The organism is Kitasatospora sp. NPDC088346 (assembly GCF_044740765.1).
GTDB lineage: Bacteria > Actinomycetota > Actinomycetes > Streptomycetales > Streptomycetaceae > Kitasatospora.
In genome coordinates this window covers 56,427-81,554 of the sequence record NZ_JBIURH010000028.1, presented here as the reverse complement: position 1 = coordinate 81,554, position 25,128 = coordinate 56,427, and the positions used below count along the sequence as shown (strand labels likewise).

Genomic DNA, 25,128 nt, shown 5'->3' with positions numbered 1-25,128 from the left:
GTCTCTCCTACGGTCTGGCCTGCGGCGTTGCAGTTCCGGCGCCAGGGTACTCCGGCACCGCGCGAGGCGGACCCGACGAAACGGCAGGTCCGCTGTCCTCATGTGGACGTGTTCACGCGTTCGCGTGTACCTGGCCAGACTATCGCGCCACCTGGCGGTATCGACAGGAGTTCCGCAGAAGAACGACGCAATCCGTACCGATTTTTCGAAACCGCGACGAAATCAGCAGTCGGACGGGTTGCGCACCCCGGGCCGATCGGGCACAGTGGCGACGTGGCCAACCGCGACCGGAACGCCAGCGTTCCCCTCGACGCCGCCTCCAAGGCGATCATCGAGCAGCTCCAGGAGGACGGGCGCCGCCCGTACGCCGCCATCGGCAAGGCCGTCGGCCTGTCGGAGGCGGCCGTGCGCCAGCGCGTCCAGAAGCTGCTCGATCAAGGCGTGATGCAGATCGTCGCCGTCACGGACCCGCTCACCGTCGGATTCACCCGTCAGGCGATGGTCGGGATCCGCATCGAAGGCGACATCGAACCCGTCGCCGACGCGCTGGCCGCCCTCGACGAGGTCGACTACGTGGTCTGCACCGCAGGCTCGTTCGACCTGCTGGCCGAGCTGGTCTGCGAGGACGACGAGCACCTGCTCGAACTGATCAACAAGCGCATCCGCGCGCTTCCCGGCGTGCGGAGCACCGAGAGCTTCGTTTATCTGAAGCTCCGGAAACAGACCTACACCTGGGGCACCCGATGAGCGCCGACCCGGCACAGAAGGACCTTTCGAAGACCGCCTACGACCACCTGTGGATGCACTTCACCCGCATGTCGTCGTACGAGAACTCCCCCGTGCCGACCATCGTGCGCGGTGAGGGCACCTACGTCTTTGACGACAAGGGCAAGAAGTACCTCGACGGCCTCGCCGGCCTGTTCGTGGTCCAGGCCGGCCACGGCCGCGAGGAGCTGGCCGAGGCCGCCGCCAAGCAGGCCAAGGAGCTCGCCTTCTTCCCGGTGTGGAGCTACGCCCACCCGAAGGCCGTCGAGCTGGCCGAGCGCCTCGCCAACTACGCCCCGGGCGACCTCAACAAGGTCTTCTTCTCCACCGGTGGCGGCGAGGCCGTCGAGACCGCCTGGAAGCTGGCCAAGCAGTACTTCAAGCTCACCGGCAAGCCGACCAAGTACAAGGTCATCTCACGCGCCGTCGCGTACCACGGCACCCCGCAGGGCGCCCTGTCGATCACCGGCCTGCCGGGCCTGAAGGCCCCGTTCGAGCCGCTGGTGCCGGGCACCCACAAGGCCCCGAACACCAACATCTACCGCGCCCCCGCCTTCCTGGCCGGCCCCGACGGCACGGTGGACCCGGAGGCCTACGGCCGCTGGTGCGCCGACGAGATCGAGGTCGCCATCCTCAACGAGGGCGCCGACACCGTCGCCGCCGTCTTCGTCGAGCCGGTGCAGAACGCCGGCGGCTGCTTCCCGCCGCCGCCCGGGTACTTCCAGCGCCTGCGCGAGATCTGCGACCGCCACGACGTGCTGCTGGTCTCGGACGAGGTCATCTGCGCCTTCGGCCGCCTGGGCACCATGTTCGGCGCCGACAAGTTCGGCTACCAGCCCGACATGATCACCTGCGCCAAGGGCATGACCTCGGGCTACTCCCCGATCGGCGCCACGATCATCTCGGACCGCCTGGCGGAGCCGTTCTACAAGGGTGACAACACCTTCCTGCACGGCTACACCTTCGGCGGCCACCCGGTGTCCTCCGCGGTCGCGCTGGCCAACCTCGACATCTTCGAGCGCGAGGGCCTCAACCAGCACGTGCTGGACAACGAGGCGAACTTCCTCGGCACCCTGAACAAGCTCCGCGACCTGCCGATCGTCGGCGACGTCCGCGGCAACGGCTACTTCTACGGCATCGAGCTCGTGAAGGACAAGGTCACCAAGGAGTCGTTCAACGACGACGAGGTCGAGCGCGTGCTCTACGGCTTCCTGTCGAAGGCGCTCTTCGACAACGGCCTGTACTGCCGCGCCGACGACCGTGGCGACCCGGTCGTCCAGCTGGCCCCGCCGCTGATCTCGAACCAGTCGACCTTCGACGAGATCGAGCAGATCCTGCGGACCAGCCTCACCGACGCGTGGGCGAAGCTCTGACCCCTCCCCCACCCTCCGCCGCCAGGGCGGTCCCGGCCTCCGGGACCGCCCTGCGGTGTTTCCCCCGAGCCCCGGTCGGCCACCCGGTCGGTGGTCCGCCGGGACCGCCGGGACCGCCGGGACCGCCAGGTCCGCCAGGTCCGCCAGGTCCGCCAGGTCCGCCAGGTCCGCCAGGTCCGCCACCGGGTTTCGGCCGGGACAAGGTTTTCCGGACCCAACACGCCGGATTGGTGACGATTTGCCCCCGGATGGGCCAGTGTGCCGCAACCACGGGGAGCCCCGGTCGTTCTAATCTGACGACTGTCATATCCCTGCGCAGCCATCAGGATGGAACCTCATGTCAGCGGCCCCGCCTGACAACGACGTGCTGTGGGCCCGAGGGATCGTCAAGTCCCACCACGGCACCCCCGCCCTGCGCGGGGTCTCCCTCGGCGTCCACGAGGGCGAGGTGTTCGCGGTCACCGGTCCGCGCGGATCGGGCAAGAGCACCCTGCTCGGCTGCCTCTCCGGCCTCCTCCCGGTCGACGAGGGCGAGGTGTGGTTCAACAGCGGTCCCGTCCACACCCTCTCCCGGACCGGCCGCGAGAAGCTGCGCCGGGAGCGCTTCGGCTTCGTCGGCTCCGAGCCGCACCTCGTCCCCGAGCTGACGGCCCGGGAGAACGTCGCCCTGCCGCTGCTGCTCGCCGGCGCCGGCCACAAGGCCGCCCACGCGGCCGCCGGTGAGTGGCTGGAGCGCCTCGACGTCGCCGACTGCGCCGCCCTGCGCCCCGCCGATCTGCTCCAGAGCCAGCGCCAGCGGATCGCCGTCGCCCGGGCCCTGGCCCCGCTGCCCACCGTGGTCTTCGCCGACGACCCCACCGCGCCGCTGCACCGCGAGGCCCAGGACCAGGTCCTGCGGATACTCTCCAGCGCCGCCCGCTCACACCGGCTCACCCTGGTCCTTGCCACCCACGACCCGGAACTCGCCCGCTACGCCGACCGCACGGTCGCGCTGGTCGACGGCCGGCTCACCGGGCCGGCCGCACCGGTACCGCCGCGGGACGCCTCCGCGGTCCCGGCCGGGCGCTGAGGGGACGGCCGTGCTCTACCTCCGACTCGCCCGGGGCTACCGGACCCTCGACCTCGGCCGCTGGCTGCTCACCGCGGCCGCCGCCGCCGTGGTCGCCGCCTTCCTGCTCCGGGCGCTGGGCCGCGCGCTCGGCGACCCGGCCAGTGCCTCACTGGCCCGCCTGGTCTGGTGCCTGCCGCCGCTGGCCGCGGTGAGCTGGCTCGCCGCCGTCACCGCCCGCGCCGTCCCCGCCCAGCGGCCGGAACGGATCGCCGGGCTGACCGCCGCCGGCGCCGGCCCCAACCGGATCCGCGCCCTCATCGCCGGCGAGACCGCGCTCGCCTGCGTGTTCGGCAGCGCCGGCGCGCTGCTGCTCTTCCTGGTGCTGCGCAACGACATCGCCGACCCCGCGCTCGCCGCCGACCTCGGTATGGGCACCCCGCTGCCGGCCGCGGCCCCGATCACCCTGCTGGCGCTCGTCCCGCTGGTCGGTGGACTCGCCGCGGCGGGCGCCGTCAGCGCCCCGGAACACCTCCCCGGCCGTGCCGCCCGCACCGCCGCCGTCCCCGCCCACGGACCGCTGCGGATCGCCCTGCCGCTCGGCCTCACCGTCGTCGGCACCGCGCTGGAGCTGTACGGGCTGCGCCCCGGCGCCGCCCAGGACGGCCGGCCCATCGACCTGCCCGCCGGGCTCGGCTCCGCCAGCGCGGCGCTGCTGGTCGGCTGGTCGTTCGCCGCGCTCGGCACGGCCCTGCTGACCGGCCCGCTGCTGGCCCTCGGCGGACGCCTGCTCGCCCTCGGCCGACCGACCCCGCTGCGGCTGCTCGCCGGACGGGGCCTGACCGCCCAGTCGGACCGACTGGCCGGCCCGCTCGCGGTCCTGGTCCTCACCCTCGCCGTGGTGCTCACGGCCGCCCGGCACTGGACCGGCCACCCGGGCACGGCCGAGCCGCTGCCCGTGGCGGAGGGCGTGCTGCTGGTCGGCTGCGCCGCGGCCGCGGTCACCGCCCGCCTGGTGGAGATCAGGAGCAGCCGGCGCGAGGTCACCTTGAACCTGATCGGGCTCGGCGCCGCTCCCGGCCTGCTGGTCGGGGCGGTCGCCCTGCGCACCCTGGCCGCCGGCACCGTCCTGCTGGTGACCGGCGGCCTGACCGCGCTGCTCGCCTCCGGCGCGCTGACCGCGTAGCGGGGCCGCTCCGCTCAGCCTGCGGCCGCCAGCTGGCCGCAGGCGCCGTCGATCTCCTGGCCGCGGGTGTCGCGGACGGTCGTCGGCACGCCGTGGGACTGCAGCCGGCGGACGAACTCGCGCTCGTCCTCCGGGCGGGAGGCCGTCCACTTGGAGCCCGGCGTCGGGTTGAGCGGAATGAGGTTGACGTGCACCCGGTGGTTCTTGATCAGCCGCCCGAGCAGGTCCGCCCGCCAGGCCTGGTCGTTGATGTCCTTGATCAGCGCGTACTCGATGGAGATCCGGCGGCCGGACTTCTCCGCGTAGTTCCACGCGGCGTCCAGGACCTCGGCGACCTTCCAGCGCGTGTTGACCGGCACCAGCTCGTCGCGGAGCTCGTCGTCGGGGGCGTGCAGCGAGAGCGCGAGGCGGCAGCTCAGACCCTCGTCCGCGAGCCGGTTCATGGCCGGGACCAGGCCGACGGTGGAGACCGTGATGCCGCGCTGCGACAGGCCGAAGCCGTCCGGCGCCGGGTCGGTCAGCCGGCGGATCGAGGCCAGCACGCGGTTGTAGTTGGCCAGCGGCTCGCCCATGCCCATGAAGACGACGTTGGACAGCCGCGCCTCGCCGCCCGGGATCTCCCCGGCCTTCAGCGCCCGCATCCCCGCGGCGATCTGCTCGACGATCTCGCCGGTGGAGAGGTTGCGGGTCAGACCGGCCTGGCCGGTGGCGCAGAACGGGCAGTTCATCCCGCAGCCCGCCTGCGAGCTGATGCACATCGTGACCCGGTCCGGGTAGCGCATCAGCACGGACTCCACCAGCGTGCCGTCGAAGAGCTTCCAGAGCGTCTTGCGGGTGGTGTCCTCGTCGCAGGACACATGCCGGACCACCGACATGAGGTCCGGGAGCAGGTTCTCGGTCAGCTTCTCGCGGCTCGCCGCGGGGATGTCCGTCCAGCTCTCCGGGTCGTTCGACATCCGGCCGAAGTAGTGGTTGGACAGCTGCTTGGCGCGGAACGGCTGTTCGCCCAGCTCGGCGACGGCCTCCTTGCGCTCGGCGGGGCTGAGGTCGGCAAGGTGTCGCGGGGGCTTGGCGCCGCGCGGCGCGACGAAGGTCAGTTCTCCGGGCTTAGGCATGGTTCATCCAGTGTCGCAGATCGGCGCAGTGCCCCTGCCCGTGCTGCCGCCGGGTGCACGGGAGCCCCGGACGACGGACGTCCGGGGCTCCGGTGGGGCGCTCTCGGGCCCGGGCGGCGGTCCGTGCCCGGCGAGGGCTCGGCCGCCCGCGCCCGGGCGGGCGCTCAGCCGCCGACGAAGGCGGCGAGCAGCAGCCAGACCACCGGGGCGGTCGGCAGCAGGGAGTCGAGGCGGTCCATGATGCCGCCGTGGCCGGGCAGCAGGGTGCCCATGTCCTTGATCCCGAGGTCCCGCTTGATCATCGACTCGGCCAGGTCCCCGAGCGTCGCCGTGATCGCCGCGCAGCCGCCGAGGATCAGCCCCTGCCACCAGGTGCCGTCGTCGATCACGTACTCCATGAGCAGCGCGCCCGCCAGCATCGACAGCCCGATGCCGCCGGCCAGGCCCTCGCGGGTCTTGCCGGGGCTGATCGTGGGAGCGAGCTTGTTGCGGCCGAACTTGTAGCCGACGGCGTACGCCCCGGTGTCGCTGCAGATGGTGACGACCAGGAAGAGCAGGATCCGCCAGGCACCGTCGTCCGCCGCCAGCATCAGCGCCACGAAGGTGGCCAGGAACGGCACGTAGAAGGCGGTGAAGATGCCGGCCGTTATGTCGCGCAGGTAGTTCTCCGGCGGCGTGCTCATCCGCCAGACCATCACCGCCAGGCCGGTCAGCGCCAGCACGGCGGCCGCCCACTGGGCCCCGGCGAAGTAGCCGGTGACCACCATCGCCACGCTGCCGAGCAGCAGCGGGATCCGCGGGACGTGGACCTCCTTGCGCTCGGCCAGCCGGCTGGTCAGTTCCCAGACCCCGACGCCCACCGCGGCCGCGACCACCGCCAGGAAGAACGCCTTCACCACGAAGAGCGAGGCGACGATGACCGCGCCGAGGCCGACGCCCACGCCTATCGCCGCTGGCAGGTTGCGGCCACCGCGGGGCTTGGGGGGCTGCTGGTCGGGCTGGGCCACGGGTGTCTCCTGGACAGAGGGCATCATCTGAGTCTGCGCCGCAGTGCCCCCTTGGTACACCGCAGTGCGCTGCGAGTGACCCGTTCGGTCCGTCGGACCCGGGGGTCCGGCGACGGCCGGGGCCACTCGCAGCGTCGGGGTGCGGGAGGTGCTGTGCCGAAAGGATCAACGGGGTGCGCCCCGCCCCGGTCGACGGGGTCGCGGGGCGCGTCGCCCGTCAGACCTCGAGCAGCTCGGCTTCCTTGTGCTTGAGCAGCTCGTCGATCTGGGCCACGTACTTGGCCGTGGTGTCGTCGAGCTCCTTCTCGCCGCGACGGCCGTCGTCCTCGCCGATCTCGCCGTCCTTGACCAGCTTGTCGATAGCGTCCTTCGCCTTGCGGCGGATCGACCGGATGGAGACCTTGGCGTCCTCGCCCTTGCCGCGGGCCACCTTGATGTACTCCTTGCGGCGCTCCTCGGTCAGCTGCGGGAACACCACCCGGATGATGGAGCCGTCGTTCGACGGGTTGACGCCCAGGTCCGAGTCCCGGATCGCCTGCTCGATGTTGCGCAGCGCGCTCTTGTCGAACGGGGTGACGACCGCCATCCGCGGCTCCGGCACGGCGAACGAGGCGAGCTGGTTGATCGGCGTGATCGCGCCGTAGTAGTCGGCGACGATCTTGGCGAACATCGCCGGGTGCGCGCGGCCGGTGCGGATCGCGGCGAAGTCGTCCTTCGCGACCGAAACGGCCTTCTCCATCTTCTCCTCGGCCTCGAGGAGGGTCTCTTCGATCACTGTGTGCTCCCTGTCCGCTTCATCTGCTGTAGTCCCGTACCGGTACACCGGACGGCTGATTGCTGCTCAGGCCCGGGCGGAATCCTGGCTGATGAGTGTGCCGATCTTCTCACCCTTCACCGCACGGGCGATATTGCCCTCGGCCAACAGCTCGAACACCAGCATCGGCAGGCTGTTGTCCTTGCACAGCGTGATCGCGGTCAGGTCGGCAACCTTCAGATCGCGCGAGATCACCTCGGTGTAGTCCAGCGCGTCGAACTTGACCGCCGAGGGGTTGGTCCGCGGGTCTGCGTCGTAGACCCCGTCCACGCCGTTCTTGCCCATCAGCAGGACCTCCGCGTGGATCTCCAGCGCACGCTGCACGGCGGTCGTGTCGGTGGAGAAGTACGGCATGCCCATTCCGGCACCGAAGATGACCACACGGCCCTTCTCCAGGTGCCGCACCGCACGCAGCGGGAGGTACGGCTCCGCGACCTGGCCCATGGTGATGGCGGTCTGGACCCGGGTCTCGATGCCTTCCTTGATCAGGAAGTCCTGGAGGGCCAGGCAGTTCATCACGGTGCCGAGCATGCCCATGTAGTCGGAGCGGGCCCGGTCCATGCCGCGGACCTGCAGCTCGGCGCCGCGGAAGAAGTTCCCGCCGCCGATCACCACGGCCACCTCGGTGCCCGCGCGGACCACCGTGGCGATCTCCCGGGCGATCGCGTGCACGACGTCCGGGTCGACGCCGAGGCCGCCGCCGCCGGCGAAGGCCTCACCGGACAGCTTGAGCAGCACCCGCCGACGGTTGCCGTCCTGCGCGGTCTCCTGCGTCTGGTGCATGGGGCCTCTCCTTCTCCGCCTGCGGGTTCGCAGGGCTGCATGTGCTGCTCACAGTGCCGGGTGTGCGGTTCCCGGAGCTGCGGGTACACGCGAGGAGGCCACTGCCGCGGGAACCGGTACGGTGTCCTGCACGGCAATGGCCTCCTCGTCGTTCATGGTGCCGACGCGGCCCCACTCGGGGTACCGGAGAGCCTGATCGGCGCGTTCCTGCCGCCCGCTCGGGACGGAGCGCCTCCTACCTTAGGCCGGAAGCGCGCGGGAACTGGTTTCAGGCGCCGACGCGGAAGCGGACGAAGCGCTTCAGGGTGACGCCGGCCTCGTCGAGGACCTTGGCGACGCTCTTCTTGTTGTCCTTCGCGAAGGCCTGCTCGAGAACCGAGTTCTCCTTGACGAAGCCGGTCACGCGACCCTCGACGATCTTCGGCAGGGCAGCCTCGGGCTTGCCCTCCTCGCGAGCGGTGGCCTCGGCGACGCGACGCTCGTTCTCGATGTCGGCGGCCGGGATGTCCTCGCGCGAGAGGTACTTCGGCGCGAAGGCGGCGATGTGCTGCGCGATGTCCTTGGCGACCTCGGCGTTCTCCTTGTCGAGCTCGACCAGGACGCCGACCTGCGGCGGCAGGTCCGGGGAGGTGCGGTGCATGTACGCGGCGACGAAGCCGTCACCCGAGAACTGGGCGAAGCGCTTGAGGACGATCTTCTCGCCCAGGTTGGCGTTGGCCTCGTCCACGAACTGCTGGACGGTCTTGCCGGCCTCGATCTCGGAAGCCAGCGCGGCCTCCAGGTCGGCCGGGGCGGCGGCGGCGACGTGCTTCGCCAGCGCGTCGGCGACCTCGACGAACTTCTCGCCCTTGGCGACGAAGTCGGTCTCGCAGTTCAGCTCGAGCAGGACACCGGAGTTGCCGCCCTCCAGGACCAGCGACAGCGCGCCGTTGGAGGCGTCGCGGCCCTCGCGCTTGGCAACACCCTTCTGGCCCTTGATGCGCAGCAGCTCCTGGGCCTTCTGGACGTCGCCCTCGGCCTCGTCCAGAGCCTTCTTGCAGTCCATCATGCCGGCGCCGGTGAGCTCACGGAGCTTCTTGACGTCCGCGGCGGTGAAGTTCGCCATGGTGTGATCTCTTCTCACGTCTCGCGTGTCAGCGTGGGGTTGTGCCGGGACCGCTGGTTCGGCCCCGGCACGGGAGAGAGGGGCGCCTACCGGCTACGTACCCGGTGGGCGCCCCTCACCCTTTGGTACGTCAGGCCTGCTCGGCCTCGGCGGCCGGAGCCTCGTCGGCGGCCGGAGCCTCGACGGCGGGAGCCTCGTCGGCGGCCGGGGCCTCGACGGCGGCGGCCTCAGCGGCGGGGGCCTCGTCGGCCTTCTGGCCCTCGATGAGGTCCTTCTCCCAGTCGGCCAGCGGCTGGTCGGCGCCCGGCTCGGCCTTGGCGTCGCCCTTGGCGACACCGGCACGGGCCTTCAGGCCCTCGGCGACGGCGTCGGCGATCACGCGGGTCAGCAGGGTGACGGAGCGGATCGCGTCGTCGTTGCCCGGGATCTTGTAGTCGACCTCGTCCGGGTCGCAGTTGGTGTCGAGGATGGCGACGACCGGGATGTTGAGCTTCCGGGCCTCGCCGACCGCGATGTGCTCCTTCTTGGTGTCGACGATCCAGACAGCGCTGGGAACGCGCTGCATGTCACGGATACCACCGAGGGTCTTCTCGAGCTTGGTGTGCTCGCGCTCGAGGACCAGGAGCTCCTTCTTGGTGAGACCGGAGCCGGCCACGTCCGTGAAGTCGATCTCGCTGAGCTCCTTCATCCGCTGAAGGCGCTTGTAGACGGTCTGGAAGTTGGTCAGCATGCCGCCGAGCCAGCGCTGGTTGACGTAGGGCATGCCCACGCGGCCGGCCTGCTCGGCAATGGCCTCCTGCGCCTGCTTCTTGGTGCCGACGAAGAGGACGCTGCCGCCGTGGGCAACGGTCTCCTTGACGAACTCGAACGCGCGGTCGATGTAGTTCAGCGACTGCAGCAGGTCGATGATGTAGATGCCGTTGCGCTCCGTGAAGATGAAACGCTTCATCTTCGGGTTCCAACGACGGGTCTGGTGACCGAAGTGGACGCCGCTCTCCAGCAGCTCCCGCATCGTGACGACGGCCATGGCCGTGCTCCTCAGGTGTTGCGCCCGGCTCATCCGCCCTGAGCTCGCATATCTGCTCGCGCAGTTGCGGCTCCGGCGCCGGGTCGGTCTCGGTTGTCCGTGCCGGTCGGGATGACCGCCACGCCTGACGCCCCGGACGTGCCGTGCCCGCCTCCGTCTGCACTGCGGCGCTGGGCCGGAGGCCGGAAAAGCGATCCTGGCGGGGACGCGATCCACGGCTGCGCAGACTCGGGGGACCGAGCGGCACTCGCACCGGAGGGGCCTCGCCGGGCCCTTCCGGGATCGGCTGCTCCACCGGTGGCGGGGCGTGCGAAGTCGACCCGGCGGACCGGGTCGCGTGTGAAGTGTACGGGAAGCGCCGAGCCGGGAGCGACCCCGGACGTCGGACGGGGCGGACGGGGGTGCCGCCCCGGCACCGCGTGGCGGGGCGGGGAGCAGGCCCGGGACGGGCTTGCGGGCTGGGGTGCGGCTTGCTCGCGGGCGCGGTTGCGGCGGGGCCGCGGGTGGGGTCGGAGACCCCGCGGTGGGCTTGCGGCGGGGGTGGGTGTTCACCCGTGTGGGGGATGCCGGTTGTCCACAGCCCCGGGTTGTCCACAGAAACCGGGCAGGGGCTGGTCGGCGCTCCGGATGGGCGAGAGTCTCGCGCCCATGAAGCTCCGGCCCAAGAAGCTCCGGCCCATGAACCTCCGGCCCATGAACCCCTGGCCCATGACAGCGCAGCGGTTGGCTCCGTCCCTCGCCCCGGCTCCCGGTACGGCCGGCGGTGCACGCGCCGGCGGACCTGTCGGTGCACCCGCCGGTGCGCGCCCGGTACCTCCGCCGCGGGGGCCGGACCGGCGGTGGCCGGCGGTCCCGCTCGTCCCGCTCGTCCCGCTCCTCCTGTTCCTGACGGCGGCCGTGCTGGCCGTCTCGCTGCCGCCGCCCTCGGCCCGCGCCGACGTGGCTGCCCCTTCCCCCTCACGGGCCTGGCCGGTCGGCGACCGCTCCGGACTGCTCCGGCGGTTCGACGCGCCACCGGCCCCCTGGGCCGCCGGGCACCGCGGGGTCGATCTCGCGGCCTCCGCCGGTACCGCGGTGCGGGCGGCGGCCGCCGGCGTGATCGCCTTCTCCGGAACGGTCGCCGGGCGCCCGGTGCTCACCGTGCAGCACCCCGGATCCGGCAACCCTCCACTGCGGACCACCTACCTGCCGGTCACCGGCACCCTGCCGGTCGGTACCCCGGTATCGGCCGGACAGGTCATCGGCGAGGTCACCACCGGAACGGGCCACTGCGCGACGGGCTGCCTGCACTGGGGGCTGCTCCGCGGGCGGCGCTACCTGGACCCGCTCGCCCTTCTCGGCACCGGCCGAGCCCGGCTGCTGCCGCTGTCAGCCGTCCCGGGTGGCGGTTGACGCCCCGGATGTCACGCCGTGTAGAGCCAGGGCGACGGCCGTGTCGGCGATCTGTTCGGCGGCGGCCCGGGTGTCGGGATCGTCGGGGTCCGCCTCGTGCGCCGGACGCCCGTGCGCGAGCACCCGCTCCGACTGCCGGACCGCCGCCTCGACCACCCCCTGAAGGAGGGCGGCAGCGAGCCGCGGCTGCGGGTGCCCGAGTTCCTCCAGGGCCTGGAGCACCAGGCCCACCACACCTGTGTGGGCCGCGCGGATCCGCTCCCGGGAGGCGTCGTCCAGCTCCAGTTCGGAGATGGCCACCACCGAGCGGTGTCGCGGATCACCGGCGAGGGCGAGCTGCCCCCGGACGTAGGCCTCGATCCGGGCCTCGGCCGTGTCACACGCGGCCATTCCGGCCTCGATCTCGGCCGCCCAGAGCGGGAGGTCCACCGCGCACAGCGCCTCGACGACGGCCGCACGCGAGCGGAAGTACTCGTAGACGGACGAACGAGCGAGCCCGGTCCGCGCGGCAAGGGCGTGGAAGGTGAGGGCGTCGCCGCCCCCCTCGGTCAGCAGGGCGCGCGCAGCGTCCAGGAGCGCTGCTCGTTGCAACTCGCGATGCGCGGCCACCGTCGCCGCTCGGATCTTCGGCACCCCCCAACTCTACGAACCCCGCCGGGCTCCCGGTACGGTGCCGCGCAATTCCGTGTCCGCCGAACCGAGTCGACGGCCCGAGCGAGGGCCTGCGCGGGGACGGCACGGGGGCCGGCGCGGGGGATGGCATGGGGGCCGGCGCGGGGGCAGCGCGGGGAGTGCCCGGCCGCACCGGCACGCGCCTGCGCGATCTCGTCAGCGCATGTCGGAGAGCTTGGCGCGCAGTTGGAGAACGGACTTGGTGTGGATCTGGCTCACCCTGCTCTCCGTCACCCCCAGCACCTGGCCGATCTCGGCGAGGGTCAACCCCTCGTAGTAGTAGAGCGTCACCACGGTCTTCTCCCGCTCCGGCAACGTGTTGACGGCCGTCGCCAGGAGCCGGCGCAGCTCCCTGTCCTCGGCTACCTCCACCGGGTTGTCGGCCCCGGTGTCCTCGAGGGTGTCCATCAGGCTGAGCCGGTCGCCGCTCTCCCCCACCGGGTGGAGCAGCTCGTCCAGCGCGACCACGTTGGCGAGCGAGAGCTGACTGAAGATCGTGCGCAGGTCCTCCAGCGTGATGCCCATCTCCGCGGCCACCTCGGGCTCGTGCGGCGTCCGGCGCAGCCGTGCTTCGAGGGTCGCGTAGGTGCGCTCCACGGCTTTGGCCTTCTGCCGGACCGAGCGCGGGATCCAGTCCAGCGCCCGGAGCTCGTCGATGATCGCGCCGCGGATCCGACTGATGGCGTAGGTCTCGAACTTGATGGCCCGGTCCACGTCGAACTTCTCGATCGCGTCGATCAGGCCGAAGACGCCGGAGGAGACGAAGTCGGCCTGCTCGACGTTGGCCGGCAGGCCCACGCTGACCCGGCCCGCCACGTACTTGACCAGCGGCGAGTAGTGCAGGATCAGCTGCTCGCGCAGCCGCGGGTCACCGCCTTCCTTGTAGGACCGCCAGAGCTTCTCCAGCGCGGTGCGCTCGGCCGTGACGGGCGGTGACTTCGGCTTGAGCTGTGCCGCGGGCGGCGCGGGCGGGCGGCTGGGCGAGGCCACCGGGGCCGCGGCGGCGTCGGCGGCGGTGGGAGCGGTGGCGGTGGTCGGCGCGGGGGTGGGGCTGGCGGGCCCAGGCGTGGACGTCGGGCCGTGGGCAGGGCCTGGAAGAGGACACGGACCGGGCGCCGAGGTGGGGGCGGCATCGGGGGCGGGGGCATGGTCGGTGCCGGGAACGGTGGGTGCTGCTCCTGCGTCCGGGCGGGGATCCGGCGGACGGACCGACGGCTGATCCGGCCCGGGCATGCGACCTGCCGCTTTGCTCTGCGGCCCCGGCGGACGGCCCACCTGTCGAGCCAGTCCCACCATCGCCGGCGCCTTCGGCGGCTGCAGCTCCGCCGTGGGACGGGCATCGGCCGCCGTCCCTTCCAAGGGCCGAGCGTCACCGGGCACCCGGTGTCCGGGGGTATGTGTGGGCATGCGTTGGTCTGCGCCGTTCTGCCGAGTCCTGTGCCGATAGGGAAGCCAGATGCGAGCGTAGCGTGATCGCATCACTGCATTGTGCTACCGCCACTCGGTCGTCCCCCGATCCGGTGGCTGATCCGGCAGGTAATCCGGTCACCGGCCCTGCGGGCTGCGAGCCCGCCCCTGCGGCGTGGCGCGACGAGAAGGTCAGCGGCGTCGTGGCAGCCTCCAGTGCGCTCCGAACCTTTCGACGTGACCGAGTGAGCCCAGCTCGTACAGCCGTTGGAGGACCTCGTCCGCCGACAGGCCGGTCCGCCGGGCCATCCGCTCGACCGGCGCACCGTTGGCGTCGGCCGGGACGGCGTCCAGCACCTGGGCCGCGGCGGGCTCCAGAAGGTCCCGGGGAAGGACGGGACCTGATCTGTCGGGGGCCAGGTCGTCGCCGATCGCCCCGATCAGCTCCGCGACCTCGCCCGCGTCGGTGACCAGGGTGGCCGCCCCACTGCGGATGAGGGCGTGCACGCCGGCCGAGAGTTCCGAGGTGACAGGGCCCGCGACGCCCATGGTGTGCCGGTTGAGATCCCGGGCACGGCGGGCCGTGCTGAGGGCTCCGCTGCGCATCGCCGCCTCGACGACCACCGTGCCGCGGGTGAGCGCGGCGATCACCCGGTTGCGCAGGACGAATCGAGCCCGGGTGGGGTGCTCGCCCGGTGGGAGTTCGCTGAGGAGGATCCCTTGCTCGGCGATGTTGCGGATCAGCTGGGTGTTGCCCGGCGGATAGGCCATGTCGACGCCACAGGCGAGCACCCCGACGGTGGTCCCGCCCGCCGCGAGCGCGCCCCGGTGAGCGGCGGCGTCGATGCCGTAGGCGGCGCCGGAGACGATCACCCAGCCTCGCTCGGCGAGTTGGGCGGACAGCTCGCCGCCCACATGAGCTCCATAGGCACTGCAGGCCCTGGCCCCCACGACGGCGACCGACCGCAGGGCCAGAAGTCGCAACGATCCCGTCCCCCGCACCCACAGGCCGATGGGTCGGCTGTCACCGAGATCGTCGAGCTGTGACGGCCACTCGCAGTCGCCCGGAATGATGAACCGCCCGCCGCACGCTTCCACCCGTTCCAGTCCGGCACCGGGATTCACGGCGCGGAGCCTCGCCCGGTACGAGGCCAGGCGCGCGCCGCTCGGGTCGTCCGGCCCGGGGTCCGTCCGGCCGCTGATGATCTCCAGCAGGCCGGAGGCAGTCGTGCTGCGGAGCAGGCGCCCGATCACGGCGTCCCCGGGTTCGACGATGCTGCTGAGGGTCGCGCGGGCCCGACGTTCCAGCTCCGGGGGCGCGGGCCGGGACGCCGCAGCCGCTTCGGGCGGTGGCGGCGGCCCTGTCCCCGGGGCTACCGGCCGTTCGGGGGGTGCGGTGATCTCACGGATGGGGTGGCGGTCGGCGGTCGTCCGGGCGTGTTCCACCATGGCCTCCAGGACGGAGCGGGTACGGGGAAGGTGCGGGTGTCGGCACGGATGCGGGCTCCGTGGTCCTTGGCCGAGCTCTCGAGCGGCGGCCGGTCAGGTCTCTCCGCCGAGATCCGCGTCCGGGCCGAGGTCCCCGGTCGGAGCGCGGTCCTGCTGCGGGAGGCCTCGTTGGACTCCGGTCCGCAGCATCAGGGCGGTCCTGACGTCCAGACGGCCCGGCTGGTCCCGTCCGGCGAGGTCGGCGACGGTCCAGGCCACCCGAAGCACCCGGTCCAGCCCGCGCGCTGTGAGCAGACCGCGCTCCAAGTCCCGCTCGGCGTCGGCGAGCGCGCCGGGAGCGACCCGCCAGCGGGTGCGGAGCTCGTGTCCGGGAACTTCGCCGTTGGTCCGCCACGGCGTCTCGGCGAGCCTGGCGGCGGCACGTGACCGGGCGTCCAGCACCCGGGCGGCGACGCTCCGCGTGCTCTCCGCGGCCCCGTCCCCGCCGAGAAGCTCCACCCTCGTCACGGAGGCGACCTGGACCTGGAGGTCGACCCGGTCCAGCAGCGGACCGGAGAGCCTCGCCTGATAGCGGTTGACCATCGCGGGGGTGCACTCGCATCCGCCTCCCCGCATCGAGTGGCGGCCGCACGGGCAGGGGTTGGCGGCGAGGCACAGGAGGAATCGGGCCGGCAGTCGCATGGACCCGGCGGAACGGGCGATCATCACCTCACCGGACTCCAGGGGCTGGCGCAGCGCGTCGAGAGCGCGGGCGGAGAATTCGGGCGCCTCGTCGAGGAAGAGCACGCCTCGGTGGGCGAGCGAGACGGCTCCCGGTCTCGGCAAGCCACTACCGCCGCCGACGATGGCGGGCATGGTGGCCGAGTGGTGCGGCGCGCAGTAGGGCGGGGTGTCGATCAGTGGCCGGCCCGGCGGGAGCAGGCCTGCCACCGAGTGGACGGCGGTGACCTCCAGCGCCGCGCTCTGGGTGAGCGGTGGCATCAGGCCCGGCAGCCTCTCCGCCAACATCGTTTTGCCCGCACCTGGTGGTCCCTTCAGGTACAGGTGGTGTCCTCCGGCCGCGGCGATCTCCAGCGCACGTCGAGCCTCGTGCTGTCCGGCCACATCGGCGAGATCGGGTGCCGGCCTGGACAGCCCGCCGAGATCCCGGACCCCCGTCCCGGGCAGGAGCAGGCCCGCCAGCATCGGGTCCGGCTGCCCAGCCGCGGGCTCCGGGGCCTCGTCGGGAGGCTCCGTCCCCGAGAGCAGTGCGATCAGCTGGCGTAGGCTGCGCACGCCCACCACCGAGACGCCGGGGACCAGCGAGGCCTCCGCCGCGGCCTGTTCGGCGACCACGATCCGGCGGTAGCCGGCGTCCGCGGCGGCCAGGACGGCGGGCAGGACGCCGCGGACCGGTCTGACCCTGCCGTCGAGGCCGAGCTCGCCGATGATCAGCAACTCGGCGATGGCGTCCGGCGGGAGTCTTTCGGCGGCGGCCAGCACCGCACACGCGACGGCCAGGTCGAATCCGCTGCCGCCCTTGGGCACCGAGGCCGGGCTGAGCCCGACCGTGAGCTTGCGCTGCGGCCAGCTCTCGCCACTGTTGACCACGGCGGCGCGGACCCGGTCACGGGCCTCGCTGAGGGCTTTGTCCGGGAGGCCCACCAGAGCGAAGGCGGCCACTCCGGGTTCGAGGTCGGCCTGGACCTCGACGACGACGCCGTCGACGCCGACCAGCGCGACGGAACAGGTGCGGGCGAAGGCCATCTCAGATCGCCCCTCGGAGGTGCTCGACCTGCGCTGCGCCCTTGCGACGGTTGACCACGGCGACCAGGTCGATTCGGACACCACCGGGCGGTGGCGGTGCCGAGGCGACTGTCAGGACGGCCGCTGCGTTGTCGAGGGCGGCCACGGCCGGCGGCCCCTCGCCGGGAGGTTTTCCCCTCCGCCTGCGCGATCTGCTCGTCTTCTCCATCGCGGTCGGCGGCGGAACCTGATCCGGCTGTGATGGACTGCCCGGCGGCCCTCCTTCGGCGGTAACTGCCAGGAGCTCGTGCGGGCCTGCGGTAAGGCTGTCCGGCAGGCCGGTCACCGCGCTTACCCGGGCGGCATCGAGCGTCCGGACGAACCGGTCGAAGTGCACCGGCCACCGCTCGTCCAGCCAACGCTGGGCGAGACGGTGGAGCCGTTCCGCCTTGGTCTGGTCGATGGCCTGGGTGGGCTGCTGGAAGCCACGCTCCGAGCGGGTCTTCACCTCACAGACCGCCAGCGTGTCCCCGTCCAGGGCGACGATGTCCAGCTCGCCCTCGGCGCAGCGCCAGTTGCGCTCCAGGATCCTCAGGCCGCCCTGGACGAGCCAGCGGGCGGCGACCTCCTCGCCGTACCGGCCGAGGCCGTTGTTGCCACTCTGCACGGCAATCACCTCCGGGTCAGGAGGTTGCCGATCGGGAGCCGACCGGGCCAGAGGGTGTCTGTTCCCTGTGGACAAGTCGGGGCTGTGGATAACCGATGTCACCCACACGAGTGGTGATCGAGCCCAGCTCTGGACATCGGGCGAGTGCGGCGGTCAGTGTCGGTGACCCGGGGACGGCTTCGGCTCAGTTGCCGAAGGTCGCGTCGTCGGACGGCAGCTCAAGGTCGCTCTTCGCCAGCTCTTCGATGTTGACGTCCTTGAACGTCAACACCCGTACCTTGCGGACGAACCGGGCCGGCCGGTACATGTCCCAGACCCAGGCATCCGCCATCGACACCTCGAAGAACACCTCGCCCTGGACCGAGTGGACCTGCATCTCGTAGTCGTTGGTGAGGTAGAAGCGCCGCTCTGTCTCGATCACGTACTTGAACAGGCCGACGACATCCCGGTACTCCCGGTAGAGCTTGAGCTCCATCTCGGTCTCGTACTTCTCGAGGTCTTCGGCACTCATCCAAGCGTCCCCTCAACTCGTCACGTCCACCCCATTGTGGACCACCGCACCTGTCCTCAGAGCCGAACCGGCGGGTCCGGCGGATCGCCGGTGGAGACGCGCTCCAGCAGCCCCGCCAGTTCGGCCGGATAGATCGTCTCCCGGGTGGCCGACAACTCCGCGAGTGTCCACCACCGCACGCCGAGCAGCTCGGCGTGCTCATCCTCGCCGTTCCCGGCGAGGCCCACCTCGGACTTGCCGGTCCGAGCCAGGTGGAACCACTGCTCCTGCTCGAAATCCTGCCCTCGATAGGAGAAAGCAGTCGTGCCGTACGCGACCAGAGGTCCCAGCTCCACCTCGACCGACCCGAGCTCCTCGCGGAGCTCCCGGAGAGCGGCCGTCCGGAGGTCTTCGCCGTGCTCGATGCCTCCGCCCGGCGTGATCCACCAGGTCACCCCGGGTACCGCCGGGTCCGACCCGTGCAGCAGCAGGATCCGTCCCTGCGGGTCCAGGAGCAGGACGCGGACCGCCCTGCGCCGTACCACCGACATCTGGATCACCTCCGTGCTGCGGGCCCTTCCACGGCCACCACGGGCCCTGTCGAGGGTCCTCTCCCGAGTGGGACCGCGGGTGGGACCGCGGTGGGGCGGGACCTGCGGATCCCGCGTGCTCTGTGTTCCGAGCGGGCCGCGCCTGGCCTCCTCAGCCCGGGCGGGCCATCGCGGGGCAGGTCATCGCCTGATGCGTCGTCTGCTCCACCGGGCCACGGAGACCGCCCACCCGACCGCCGAGGCCAGCACGACCACCGCGGCGCCTCCCGCCATCGCGTAGACGGCCGGCCGCAGTGGGCCCGGGCTGTGCGCCTTCGGCCCGCCGATGTTGTCGAAGGCGGAGGTCCGCTCGTGGGTCCGGCTCCTGGAGGTCGGCATGACGGTCGCCTCCACCCTGGCCTCCACGCTGGAGGTGGCGATCGTGCCCGAGGCGATCTCCAGGTGGCTGCGCGAATCCAGCGAGTTGGACCGGAAGTCGCCCAGCAGGAAGAGCCGCCCCTCGGGCACCGTCACGCTGAACCCGGTGCCGGGACCGACACCGACCTGCGTGTAGGGCTCGTCGATCGTGACACCGTTGACGCTGATCCGCTGCCGGTCGTCGCAGCAGGCCACGGTGTCCCCCGCGACACCGATCACGCGCTTGGCCATCTCCGCGTTGCCCCAGAGCGGCTCCTGAAAGATCACGATGTCGCCCCGCCCCACCGAGGCGCCGTCGGCCCGCCGGGCCAGCACGGTGTCACCGCCCTCGATGGTCGGGGACATCGACGTGGTCGGGATGCGGTACGGCCGGTAGTACCCGGCGATCAGGCCGAAGCCCGCCACCAGGACCACGAAACCGAGTGCGATCACCGTGCCCTGGAGCAGCACCGCCTTGCTCCGGCGCGGCCGGGACACCGCCGGCTTGGACGCCGTCCGCTCAGCCACACTGCTCATCGTCACCAACCCGTTCTGTTCGGCCCACCCTCCGGGTCCGGCCCGGACGGGCCCGGACCGTACCGGCGGATCGGTTCACGTCCCGCACCGGGCGCCGGCCATCTCGTCGGCACCGGTACCCGGGGAACCCCGACGGGTCCGGAAAGACTCGCGGGCCGCGGCACGTGCGAGCAGATTACTCACGAGTACCGCGGCCCGCGCAAGAGTCGGCCACAGATCAATTCGCGGGGAACGGCATCGACCGCCCGGCCCCCGGCGAGGTCACCGACGGCGGCGAAGCCACCAGACGGCGGGGACGACGGCCGCCGCTCCGGCCAGCGGGGGTGCCATCGGGCCGGCCGACGAGAGCCCCTTCTGGTCGAAGGTCTCCGGGATCGGGAGGGTCGCCCAGTCGCCGATCGGCCACGCCACGACGAACGCCCGGCCGACCACGTTGTCCACCGGCACGGTGCCGCCGCCCGGCTGGTCCTGGTGGTAGCGCGAGTCGAGCGAGTTGCCGCGGTGGTCACCCATGACCCAGATCCGCCCCTCCGGCACCTTGATCGGCCCGAAGGGCTTCTCACCACACGGAGTGTTGCCGGGGTAGATGTAGGGCTCGTCCAGGGCGACGCCGTTCACCTTGACCGGTCCGTCGCCGTGGCACTCAACGGTGTCGCCTCCGACCCCGATGACCCGCTTGATCAGATCCTTCTCGTTGCTGGACGGCATCAGCCCGATGAAGCTGAACACGTCCTGCACACCACGGACGAAGGCGCTGTCGCTCCGCTGGCCCGGCTCATCGGTCAGCCAGCCACCCGGGTCCTGGAAGACCACCACCTCGCCACGCTCGGGCTCGGCACCGAACCACGGCGTCAGCTTGTCGACGAGGACGCGGTCTCCGACCTGGAGGGTGTTCTCCATGGAGCCCGAGGGGATCGAGAAGGCCTGAACGAAGAAGGTCTTGATCACCAGCGCGAGGATCAAGGCGATGCCGATCAGGATCGGCAGTTCCTTCCAGAACGACCGCGGCTTCTGGCCTCTCGCCGGCGAATCCTCGTCGTCCTCCGACGTGGTCGCGCGATTCTCTCCCGGTCCGCCCGGAGCTCCGGGCCCGATCTCGTCCGACGGGCCCTGCCCGTCGAACGGCTCTCCCTGCCGGGCGGCCTTCTCGGCACCGGTGGACTCCGAGGACGGCTCGGCCTCGGCCGACCGGACCCCTCGGCCCCCTGCGCCCTCAGGCTCCGGGGCTCCCGAACGGGCACCGATCACCAGATCCCCCACGACATCTCCTCCCTGCTGTGCGGACGCCCGCGCGTCCGCGCTCACCAGTGCCGCACAGCGGGCACCACGTTGCGTGATCGACCGCCAACCCGCCTCACGACTGCCCGGCAAGGGCGGTCCTGACACCAGCGCAGCCTTGGAGACGATCGGGCAGCACACCGGACGATGCGGCATCGAACGATACGGCACCGAACAGCCGTTACCCGGCACTCCATCCCTTCTCTATCACTCCCGCTCGACGCACCGGCGCTCCCACACGGCGGTCCGGCCGACCGGCAGGTCGAGTGATCATCCGCTCCGGTCTATCGCCGACGGCGGACCAGGACCGGGAGAACTCCCAACACACCCATAACGAGCGGAGGTTCCGCAGGATCCGGCTGGCCGGGGGCGAACTGCGACCCGATCGCACCGTCGAGGGTCTGCGATTGCGGGCGGCCGAAGGCGGCGGCCCGGCCCGGCACGGAGGAGAGTGACGATGGTGTATCGAGTTGACCGGTCCGGGAGACCGGCCAGGCGATCATGAAAGCCCGACCGACCACGTTGCTCATCGGGATGGTGCCGTTGCCCGGATTCGTCATGTGGAACCGGGAGTCCGCCGACACGTCGCGGTGGTCGCCCATGACCCACAGCCGCCCGGCCGGCACCGTCACCTTGAACGACGTCCGGGAGGGGGCGTTTTCGGGGGCGACATAGGCCTCGTCCAGGGCGACGCCGTTGACACTCAGGCGTCCCTGCTTGTCGCAGCACTCCACCGTGTCCCCCGGCACCCCGATGACCCTCTTGATGAGGTCGCCCTCGTTGCTGGAGGGGATGAGGCCTGCGGTCGACAGGACCGACTTGACCTGCCGCATGATCGGGCCGTCCGAGGACGGCTCCTGATCGGACTCGAGCCAGCCGCCCGGGTCCTTGAACACCACCACGTCGCCACGTCCGGGCTCGCTGCCGAACCAGGGTGTCAGCCGGTCGACCAGCACCCGGTCGCCCACCTGAATGGTCGGCTCCATCGACCCGGAGGGGATCACGAAGACCTGCACCAGGAACGTCTTGAGAATGACGGCGATGATCAGCGCGACCACGGCTATGAGGGGCAGTTCCCGCATCAGCGAGCGCCTGCGGCGACGGGCCGCACGTTGTGCCGTGCGGCGGCGGTCTGCGCGACCGCGGACGGGCGCAGCGCCGAGCGTCCCCGACGGGGAGTACCCCGACCCGCCGGATACCGGCCGCTCGGCCAGTCGGCCCCTAGCCCTGGTGCCCATGTCCGGTGACCCCCTCTATCGCCGAGAATCCCGACGGCCGGTCGAGCGACGTCCACCGGCCGAAGGGGAAGACCACCCAGTCCGCACGGCCGATCACCTTCTGTTCCGGGACGGTACCGCCGCCCGGCTCACCCAGATGGTCCCGAGAATCCCTGGACGCGCTCCGATGGTCACCCATCACCCAAAGCTTGCCCTCCGGGACCACAATGTCGAAAGCCACCCGCGAGGGCGCGTCGCCCGGTGCCAGGTACGCCGACTCGTCGAGCGGCACTCCGTTGACCCTGACCCGGCCGTCCGAGGCGGAGCAGGTCACCCGGTCACCGGCGACGCCGATCACCCGCTTCACGAAGACGGAGTCCCCGGTCGGCAGGAGCCCGAGGTCGGCCAGCAGCCCGCGCAGGCCCGAGGGCTCCTCGGCGTACGGCAGGAAGGAGCCCGTGCCGTCGAACACGATCACGTCGCCGCGCTGCACATGGGCACCGAACGCGTACGAGAGGCGGTTGACCACCAGCCGGTCGCCCGGCTTGAGGGTGTTCTCCATCGACTCGGACGGCACCTCGAACGGCCGCGCCACGAAGGCGTTGACCAGGACGAGGAGCCCGACACAGATACCCGCCACCGCCATCAGGTCACGCGACCACCGACCGGACCGGGCGGCGGCCGGCTCGTCGGCCCCGTCCTCGCCGGCCACTGCGGGCCCGACCGCGCCGACCGTCTGCGACCCGGCAACGACGGCACCGTTACCAGTGACGGCACCCTCACCGGCACCGTCGCCCTCGACGGACCCAGCGCGGGCACCCTGCCCGACCTGGACACCAACCCCGTCACCAGCAGCAGAAACGACCACGGACCGCGCCGGCGAGTCCGCACCGAGTGGCGCGGGACTGCTGGCGCGGTCCGTGGGTGGTTCTTGCGTGCTCATCGCGCTGAGCTTATCTCCAAGGCAACGGCCTTGAAGAGGGCCCGGCGCGACCCCGAGCGGAAGCGGCCCCGGTGACCGGGGCCGTCCGATCAGTTGTCGCGCTTCTCCTTGATCTTCGCGGCCTTGCCGCGCAGGTCACGGAGGTAGTACAGCTTGGCGCGGCGGACGGCACCGCGGGTCACGACCTCGATCTTCTCGACGACCGGGGTGTGCACCGGGAAGGTGCGCTCCACGCCGACGTTGAAGCTGACCTTGCGGACGGTGAAGGTCTCACCGACACCGGCGCCGTGGCGACGGATGACGACGCCCTGGAAGACCTGGACACGAGAGCGGTTGCCCTCGATGACCCGGACGTGAACCTTCAGGGTGTCACCGGCGCGGAAGGCCGGGATGTCGGAACGCAGCGAAGCGGCGTCGACACCAGCGAGCTTGTTGCTCATTTTGGTCTCCATCGCAGGCGCCACGGGCCGCCCACGGAAAATCGTCACAATGGGGATTGTTGCGGGCCGCATCGGCTGGCGGTGATCCCCCCGCGGCGGGGGCACCGGTCCACGTGACGCCCTTCAGGGGCACCCAGCGACAGACAACAGTCGCCTATTCTTCCACAGCATCGGCCGTGGTCAGAAATCGGCCCAGCTCGCCGTCCCAGACCAGGCCGAGGAGGTTGAGCGCCTCCCGCTCCTTCTTGTCGAAGGCACCGATCTGCCAGCGCGCCACCAGGTCCGGGCGGTGCGCCAGGGTCCGGGCGAAGGCCTGCTCGCGGCGCCAGCGGGCGATCTTCCCGTGGTGACCGCTCAGCAGCACCTCGGGAACCTCGCGGCCGCGCCACTCCGCGGGCTTGGTGTAGACGGGGCCCTCCAGCAGGTCGGCCATCGCGCCGGGGGCGAAGGAGTCGTCCCGGTGCGACTCGGCGTTGCCCAGCACGCCGGGCAGCAGCCGGGCGATCGCCTCGACCATCACCAGCACCGCGACCTCCCCGCCCGCCAGCACGTAGTCGCCGATCGAGGCCTCGACGACCGGCATCCGGGTCGCGGCCTCCTCGATCACGCGGCGGTCGATGCCCTCGTACCGGGCGGGGGCGAAGGCCAGCCACGGCCGGTCGGCCAGCTCCTGCGCCAGCTCCTGGGTGAACGGACGTCCGCTGGGGGTCGGCACGACCAGGGTCGGCACCTCCCCTTCGGGTCCTTCGGCCAGCACGGCGTCCAGCGCGGCGCCCCAGGGCTCCGGCTTCATCACCATGCCCGGCCCGCCGCCGTAGGGGGTGTCGTCGACCGTGCGGTGTACGTCCGTGGTCCAGGAGCGCAGGTCGTGCAGGTGCACGTCGAGCTGGCTGCGGGCCCGCGCCTTGCCGACCAGCGAGACGTTCAAGGGCTCCAGGTACTCGGGGAAGATCGTGACGACGTCGATCCGCATCCGGCTCACGCGGCGCCCCCGTCAGCGCCCGAACCGGTACCGGAACCGGCGTCGGAACCGGCAGCGCCCTCGACGCTGCCGGCACCATCCTCGCCGCCCCCGGCAGAGGTCCCGTCCGCGGACCTGTCAGTCTCCGCCTCCGCCTCCGCCTCTGCCTCCGCCTCCGCGGCCGCATCGGAGTCCGCAGCAGCCTCCACGGCCCCCACGGCGTCCACCGCGTCGACCGGGTCGATCAGGCCGGGCGGCGGGTCGATGACCGCCCGCTGGTTCTCCAGGTCGATGGTCGGCACGATCCGGCTGACGAACGGCACCAGCACCTCGGTCCCGTCCGTCTTCGTGACGGTCAGCAGGTCCTGGTACGGCAGGTGGATGACCTCGGTGAGCTCGCCGACCAGGGTCCCGTCGACGAGGACGACGTCCAGGCCGACGAGTTGGTGGTCGTAGTACTCCTCCGGATCCTCGGGGCTCTCGTCCGGGTCCACCTCGGCGATCAGCATGGTCCCGCGCAGCGCCTCGGCGCCGTTGCGGTCCTTGACGCCGGCGAAGCGCAGCAGCAGCCGGCCGCTGTGCACCTTGCCGGACTCGACGGTCAGCGGACCGGCCGAGGCCGGGTCGGTGAGCAGGACGGCGCCCGGGCCGAGCCGGAGTTCCGGCTCGTCGGTGCGGACCTCGACACTGACGTCCCCCTTGATGCCGTGGGCGCGGCCGATCTTGCCGACGACGAGCTGCACGGTGATCGCTCTCCTGGTGTCGTGCGCTGCTGAGCTG

25 protein-coding genes are annotated in these 25,128 nt (G+C 71.7%); 5 read left to right on the top strand and 20 right to left on the bottom strand.

Going from position 1 to position 25,128, the window contains the following annotated elements; translation table 11 throughout:
- Positions 1 to 273: 273 nt before the first annotated feature.
- The 4 genes from ACIOFR_RS28625 (at position 274) to ACIOFR_RS28610 (ending at position 4,372) form a co-directional block, all read left to right on the top strand.
- On the top strand, positions 274 to 747 hold the full coding sequence (locus tag ACIOFR_RS28625; RefSeq protein ID WP_033822804.1) for an Lrp/AsnC family transcriptional regulator: 474 nt from the start codon (positions 274 to 276) through the stop codon (positions 745 to 747).
- A complete protein-coding gene (locus ACIOFR_RS28620) occupies positions 744 to 2,138 on the top strand; it encodes an aspartate aminotransferase family protein (protein WP_350641956.1) in 1,395 nt (464 codons plus the stop codon). Before ACIOFR_RS28625 ends, ACIOFR_RS28620 begins: the two co-directional genes overlap by 4 nt.
- Positions 2,139 to 2,475: 337 nt before the next feature.
- The gene (locus tag ACIOFR_RS28615) at positions 2,476 to 3,207 is read left to right on the top strand and encodes an ABC transporter ATP-binding protein (protein ID WP_401002096.1); all 732 of its coding nucleotides are present in this window, start codon (positions 2,476 to 2,478) and stop codon (positions 3,205 to 3,207) included.
- 10 nt (positions 3,208 to 3,217) lie between these two features.
- Positions 3,218 to 4,372 (top strand): hypothetical protein, encoded by a 1,155-nt coding sequence (locus tag ACIOFR_RS28610; protein ID WP_401002095.1) that lies wholly within the window; start codon positions 3,218 to 3,220, stop codon positions 4,370 to 4,372.
- A gap of 14 nt (positions 4,373 to 4,386) precedes the next feature.
- Here the strand turns inward: ACIOFR_RS28610 and rlmN are convergent, their stop codons facing one another.
- The 6 genes from rlmN to rpsB all read right to left on the bottom strand — a co-directional run bounded on the left by rlmN (position 4,387) and on the right by rpsB (position 10,223).
- Positions 4,387 to 5,487: a 23S rRNA (adenine(2503)-C(2))-methyltransferase RlmN gene (gene rlmN, locus ACIOFR_RS28605; RefSeq protein ID WP_401002094.1), complete on the bottom strand. Its 1,101-nt coding sequence runs from the start codon at positions 5,485 to 5,487 to the stop codon at positions 4,387 to 4,389.
- 164 nt (positions 5,488 to 5,651) lie between these two features.
- On the bottom strand, positions 5,652 to 6,518 hold the full coding sequence (locus ACIOFR_RS28600; protein ID WP_401002093.1) for a phosphatidate cytidylyltransferase: 867 nt from the start codon (positions 6,516 to 6,518) through the stop codon (positions 5,652 to 5,654).
- A gap of 193 nt (positions 6,519 to 6,711) precedes the next feature.
- A complete protein-coding gene (frr, locus tag ACIOFR_RS28595) occupies positions 6,712 to 7,269 on the bottom strand; it encodes a ribosome recycling factor (RefSeq protein WP_401002092.1) in 558 nt (185 codons plus the stop codon).
- Positions 7,270 to 7,335: 66 nt separating this feature from the next.
- Positions 7,336 to 8,091, bottom strand: a complete 756-nt coding sequence (gene pyrH, locus ACIOFR_RS28590; RefSeq protein WP_363641522.1) for a UMP kinase — start codon at positions 8,089 to 8,091, stop codon at positions 7,336 to 7,338.
- 268 nt (positions 8,092 to 8,359) lie between these two features.
- Positions 8,360 to 9,196 (bottom strand): translation elongation factor Ts, encoded by an 837-nt coding sequence (gene tsf / locus ACIOFR_RS28585; protein ID WP_401002091.1) that lies wholly within the window; start codon positions 9,194 to 9,196, stop codon positions 8,360 to 8,362.
- Between the two features lie 130 nt (positions 9,197 to 9,326).
- Positions 9,327 to 10,223 carry a 30S ribosomal protein S2 gene (gene rpsB / locus ACIOFR_RS28580; protein WP_401002090.1) on the bottom strand — a complete coding sequence of 299 codons (897 nt, stop codon included), beginning with the start codon at positions 10,221 to 10,223 and terminating at the stop codon, positions 9,327 to 9,329.
- A gap of 897 nt (positions 10,224 to 11,120) precedes the next feature.
- Here rpsB and ACIOFR_RS28575 point away from each other — a divergent pair.
- A complete protein-coding gene (locus ACIOFR_RS28575; protein ID WP_401002089.1) occupies positions 11,121 to 11,615 on the top strand; it encodes a M23 family metallopeptidase in 495 nt (164 codons plus the stop codon).
- Here ACIOFR_RS28575 and ACIOFR_RS28570 read toward each other — a convergent pair.
- From ACIOFR_RS28570 to rimM, 14 genes are all read right to left on the bottom strand, one after another.
- Positions 11,592 to 12,248: a TetR/AcrR family transcriptional regulator gene (locus ACIOFR_RS28570; RefSeq protein WP_401002088.1), complete on the bottom strand. Its 657-nt coding sequence runs from the start codon at positions 12,246 to 12,248 to the stop codon at positions 11,592 to 11,594. The genes ACIOFR_RS28575 and ACIOFR_RS28570 overlap by 24 nt on opposite strands.
- A 195-nt stretch (positions 12,249 to 12,443) precedes the next feature.
- Entirely contained in the window at positions 12,444 to 13,277 is an 834-nt protein-coding gene (gene whiG, locus ACIOFR_RS28565; protein WP_401002087.1) for an RNA polymerase sigma factor WhiG, read from the bottom strand.
- Positions 13,278 to 13,886: 609 nt separating this feature from the next.
- A complete protein-coding gene (gene dprA, locus ACIOFR_RS28560; RefSeq protein WP_401002086.1) occupies positions 13,887 to 14,948 on the bottom strand; it encodes a DNA-processing protein DprA in 1,062 nt (353 codons plus the stop codon).
- A 288-nt stretch (positions 14,949 to 15,236) separates the two neighbouring features.
- Positions 15,237 to 16,889: a YifB family Mg chelatase-like AAA ATPase gene (locus tag ACIOFR_RS28555; RefSeq protein WP_401002085.1), complete on the bottom strand. Its 1,653-nt coding sequence runs from the start codon at positions 16,887 to 16,889 to the stop codon at positions 15,237 to 15,239.
- A gap of 1 nt (position 16,890) precedes the next feature.
- The gene (locus ACIOFR_RS28550; protein WP_401002084.1) at positions 16,891 to 17,535 is read right to left on the bottom strand and encodes a YraN family protein; all 645 of its coding nucleotides are present in this window, start codon (positions 17,533 to 17,535) and stop codon (positions 16,891 to 16,893) included.
- Between the two features lie 184 nt (positions 17,536 to 17,719).
- Complete coding sequence (locus ACIOFR_RS28545; RefSeq protein WP_401002083.1) at positions 17,720 to 18,046, bottom strand: DUF2469 domain-containing protein; 327 nt, start codon at positions 18,044 to 18,046, stop codon at positions 17,720 to 17,722.
- Positions 18,047 to 18,102: 56 nt separating this feature from the next.
- Entirely contained in the window at positions 18,103 to 18,576 is a 474-nt protein-coding gene (locus ACIOFR_RS28540) for an NUDIX hydrolase (RefSeq protein WP_401002082.1), read from the bottom strand.
- Between the two features lie 180 nt (positions 18,577 to 18,756).
- Complete coding sequence (gene lepB, locus ACIOFR_RS28535; RefSeq protein ID WP_401002081.1) at positions 18,757 to 19,509, bottom strand: signal peptidase I; 753 nt, start codon at positions 19,507 to 19,509, stop codon at positions 18,757 to 18,759.
- Between the two features lie 261 nt (positions 19,510 to 19,770).
- Complete coding sequence (gene lepB, locus ACIOFR_RS28530) at positions 19,771 to 20,769, bottom strand: signal peptidase I (RefSeq protein ID WP_401002114.1); 999 nt, start codon at positions 20,767 to 20,769, stop codon at positions 19,771 to 19,773.
- Between the two features lie 302 nt (positions 20,770 to 21,071).
- Complete coding sequence (lepB, locus tag ACIOFR_RS28525; RefSeq protein ID WP_401002080.1) at positions 21,072 to 21,869, bottom strand: signal peptidase I; 798 nt, start codon at positions 21,867 to 21,869, stop codon at positions 21,072 to 21,074.
- A 139-nt stretch (positions 21,870 to 22,008) separates the two neighbouring features.
- Entirely contained in the window at positions 22,009 to 22,650 is a 642-nt protein-coding gene (gene lepB / locus ACIOFR_RS28520) for a signal peptidase I (protein ID WP_401002079.1), read from the bottom strand.
- A gap of 386 nt (positions 22,651 to 23,036) precedes the next feature.
- Positions 23,037 to 23,387, bottom strand: a complete 351-nt coding sequence (gene rplS / locus ACIOFR_RS28515) for a 50S ribosomal protein L19 (RefSeq protein ID WP_401002078.1) — start codon at positions 23,385 to 23,387, stop codon at positions 23,037 to 23,039.
- A 154-nt stretch (positions 23,388 to 23,541) separates the two neighbouring features.
- Positions 23,542 to 24,360 carry a tRNA (guanosine(37)-N1)-methyltransferase TrmD gene (gene trmD / locus ACIOFR_RS28510; protein WP_401002113.1) on the bottom strand — a complete coding sequence of 273 codons (819 nt, stop codon included), beginning with the start codon at positions 24,358 to 24,360 and terminating at the stop codon, positions 23,542 to 23,544.
- A 5-nt stretch (positions 24,361 to 24,365) separates the two neighbouring features.
- Positions 24,366 to 25,091: a ribosome maturation factor RimM gene (rimM, locus tag ACIOFR_RS28505; protein WP_401002077.1), complete on the bottom strand. Its 726-nt coding sequence runs from the start codon at positions 25,089 to 25,091 to the stop codon at positions 24,366 to 24,368.
- Positions 25,092 to 25,128 lie beyond the last annotated feature (37 nt).

Excerpts from the sequence above, each read along its gene's own strand:
- ACIOFR_RS28620 (WP_350641956.1), top strand. The coding sequence starts at position 744 with ATGAGCGCCGACCCGGCACAGAAGGACCTTTCGAAGACCGCCTACGAC.
- ACIOFR_RS28615 (WP_401002096.1), top strand. The coding sequence starts at position 2,476 with ATGTCAGCGGCCCCGCCTGACAACGACGTGCTGTGGGCCCGAGGGATC.
- rlmN (WP_401002094.1), bottom strand. The coding sequence starts at position 5,487 with ATGCCTAAGCCCGGAGAACTGACCTTCGTCGCGCCGCGCGGCGCCAAG.
- ACIOFR_RS28600 (WP_401002093.1), bottom strand. The coding sequence starts at position 6,518 with ATGCCCTCTGTCCAGGAGACACCCGTGGCCCAGCCCGACCAGCAGCCC.
- pyrH (WP_363641522.1), bottom strand. The coding sequence starts at position 8,091 with ATGCACCAGACGCAGGAGACCGCGCAGGACGGCAACCGTCGGCGGGTG.
- tsf (WP_401002091.1), bottom strand. The coding sequence starts at position 9,196 with ATGGCGAACTTCACCGCCGCGGACGTCAAGAAGCTCCGTGAGCTCACC.
- rpsB (WP_401002090.1), bottom strand. The coding sequence starts at position 10,223 with ATGGCCGTCGTCACGATGCGGGAGCTGCTGGAGAGCGGCGTCCACTTC.
- ACIOFR_RS28555 (WP_401002085.1), bottom strand. The coding sequence starts at position 16,889 with ATGGCCTTCGCCCGCACCTGTTCCGTCGCGCTGGTCGGCGTCGACGGC.
- ACIOFR_RS28545 (WP_401002083.1), bottom strand. The coding sequence starts at position 18,046 with ATGAGTGCCGAAGACCTCGAGAAGTACGAGACCGAGATGGAGCTCAAG.
- ACIOFR_RS28540 (WP_401002082.1), bottom strand. The coding sequence starts at position 18,576 with ATGTCGGTGGTACGGCGCAGGGCGGTCCGCGTCCTGCTCCTGGACCCG.
- lepB (WP_401002081.1), bottom strand. The coding sequence starts at position 19,509 with ATGAGCAGTGTGGCTGAGCGGACGGCGTCCAAGCCGGCGGTGTCCCGG.
- lepB (WP_401002080.1), bottom strand. The coding sequence starts at position 21,869 with ATGCGGGAACTGCCCCTCATAGCCGTGGTCGCGCTGATCATCGCCGTC.
- lepB (WP_401002079.1), bottom strand. The coding sequence starts at position 22,650 with ATGGCGGTGGCGGGTATCTGTGTCGGGCTCCTCGTCCTGGTCAACGCC.
- rplS (WP_401002078.1), bottom strand. The coding sequence starts at position 23,387 with ATGAGCAACAAGCTCGCTGGTGTCGACGCCGCTTCGCTGCGTTCCGAC.
- trmD (WP_401002113.1), bottom strand. The coding sequence starts at position 24,360 with ATGCGGATCGACGTCGTCACGATCTTCCCCGAGTACCTGGAGCCCTTG.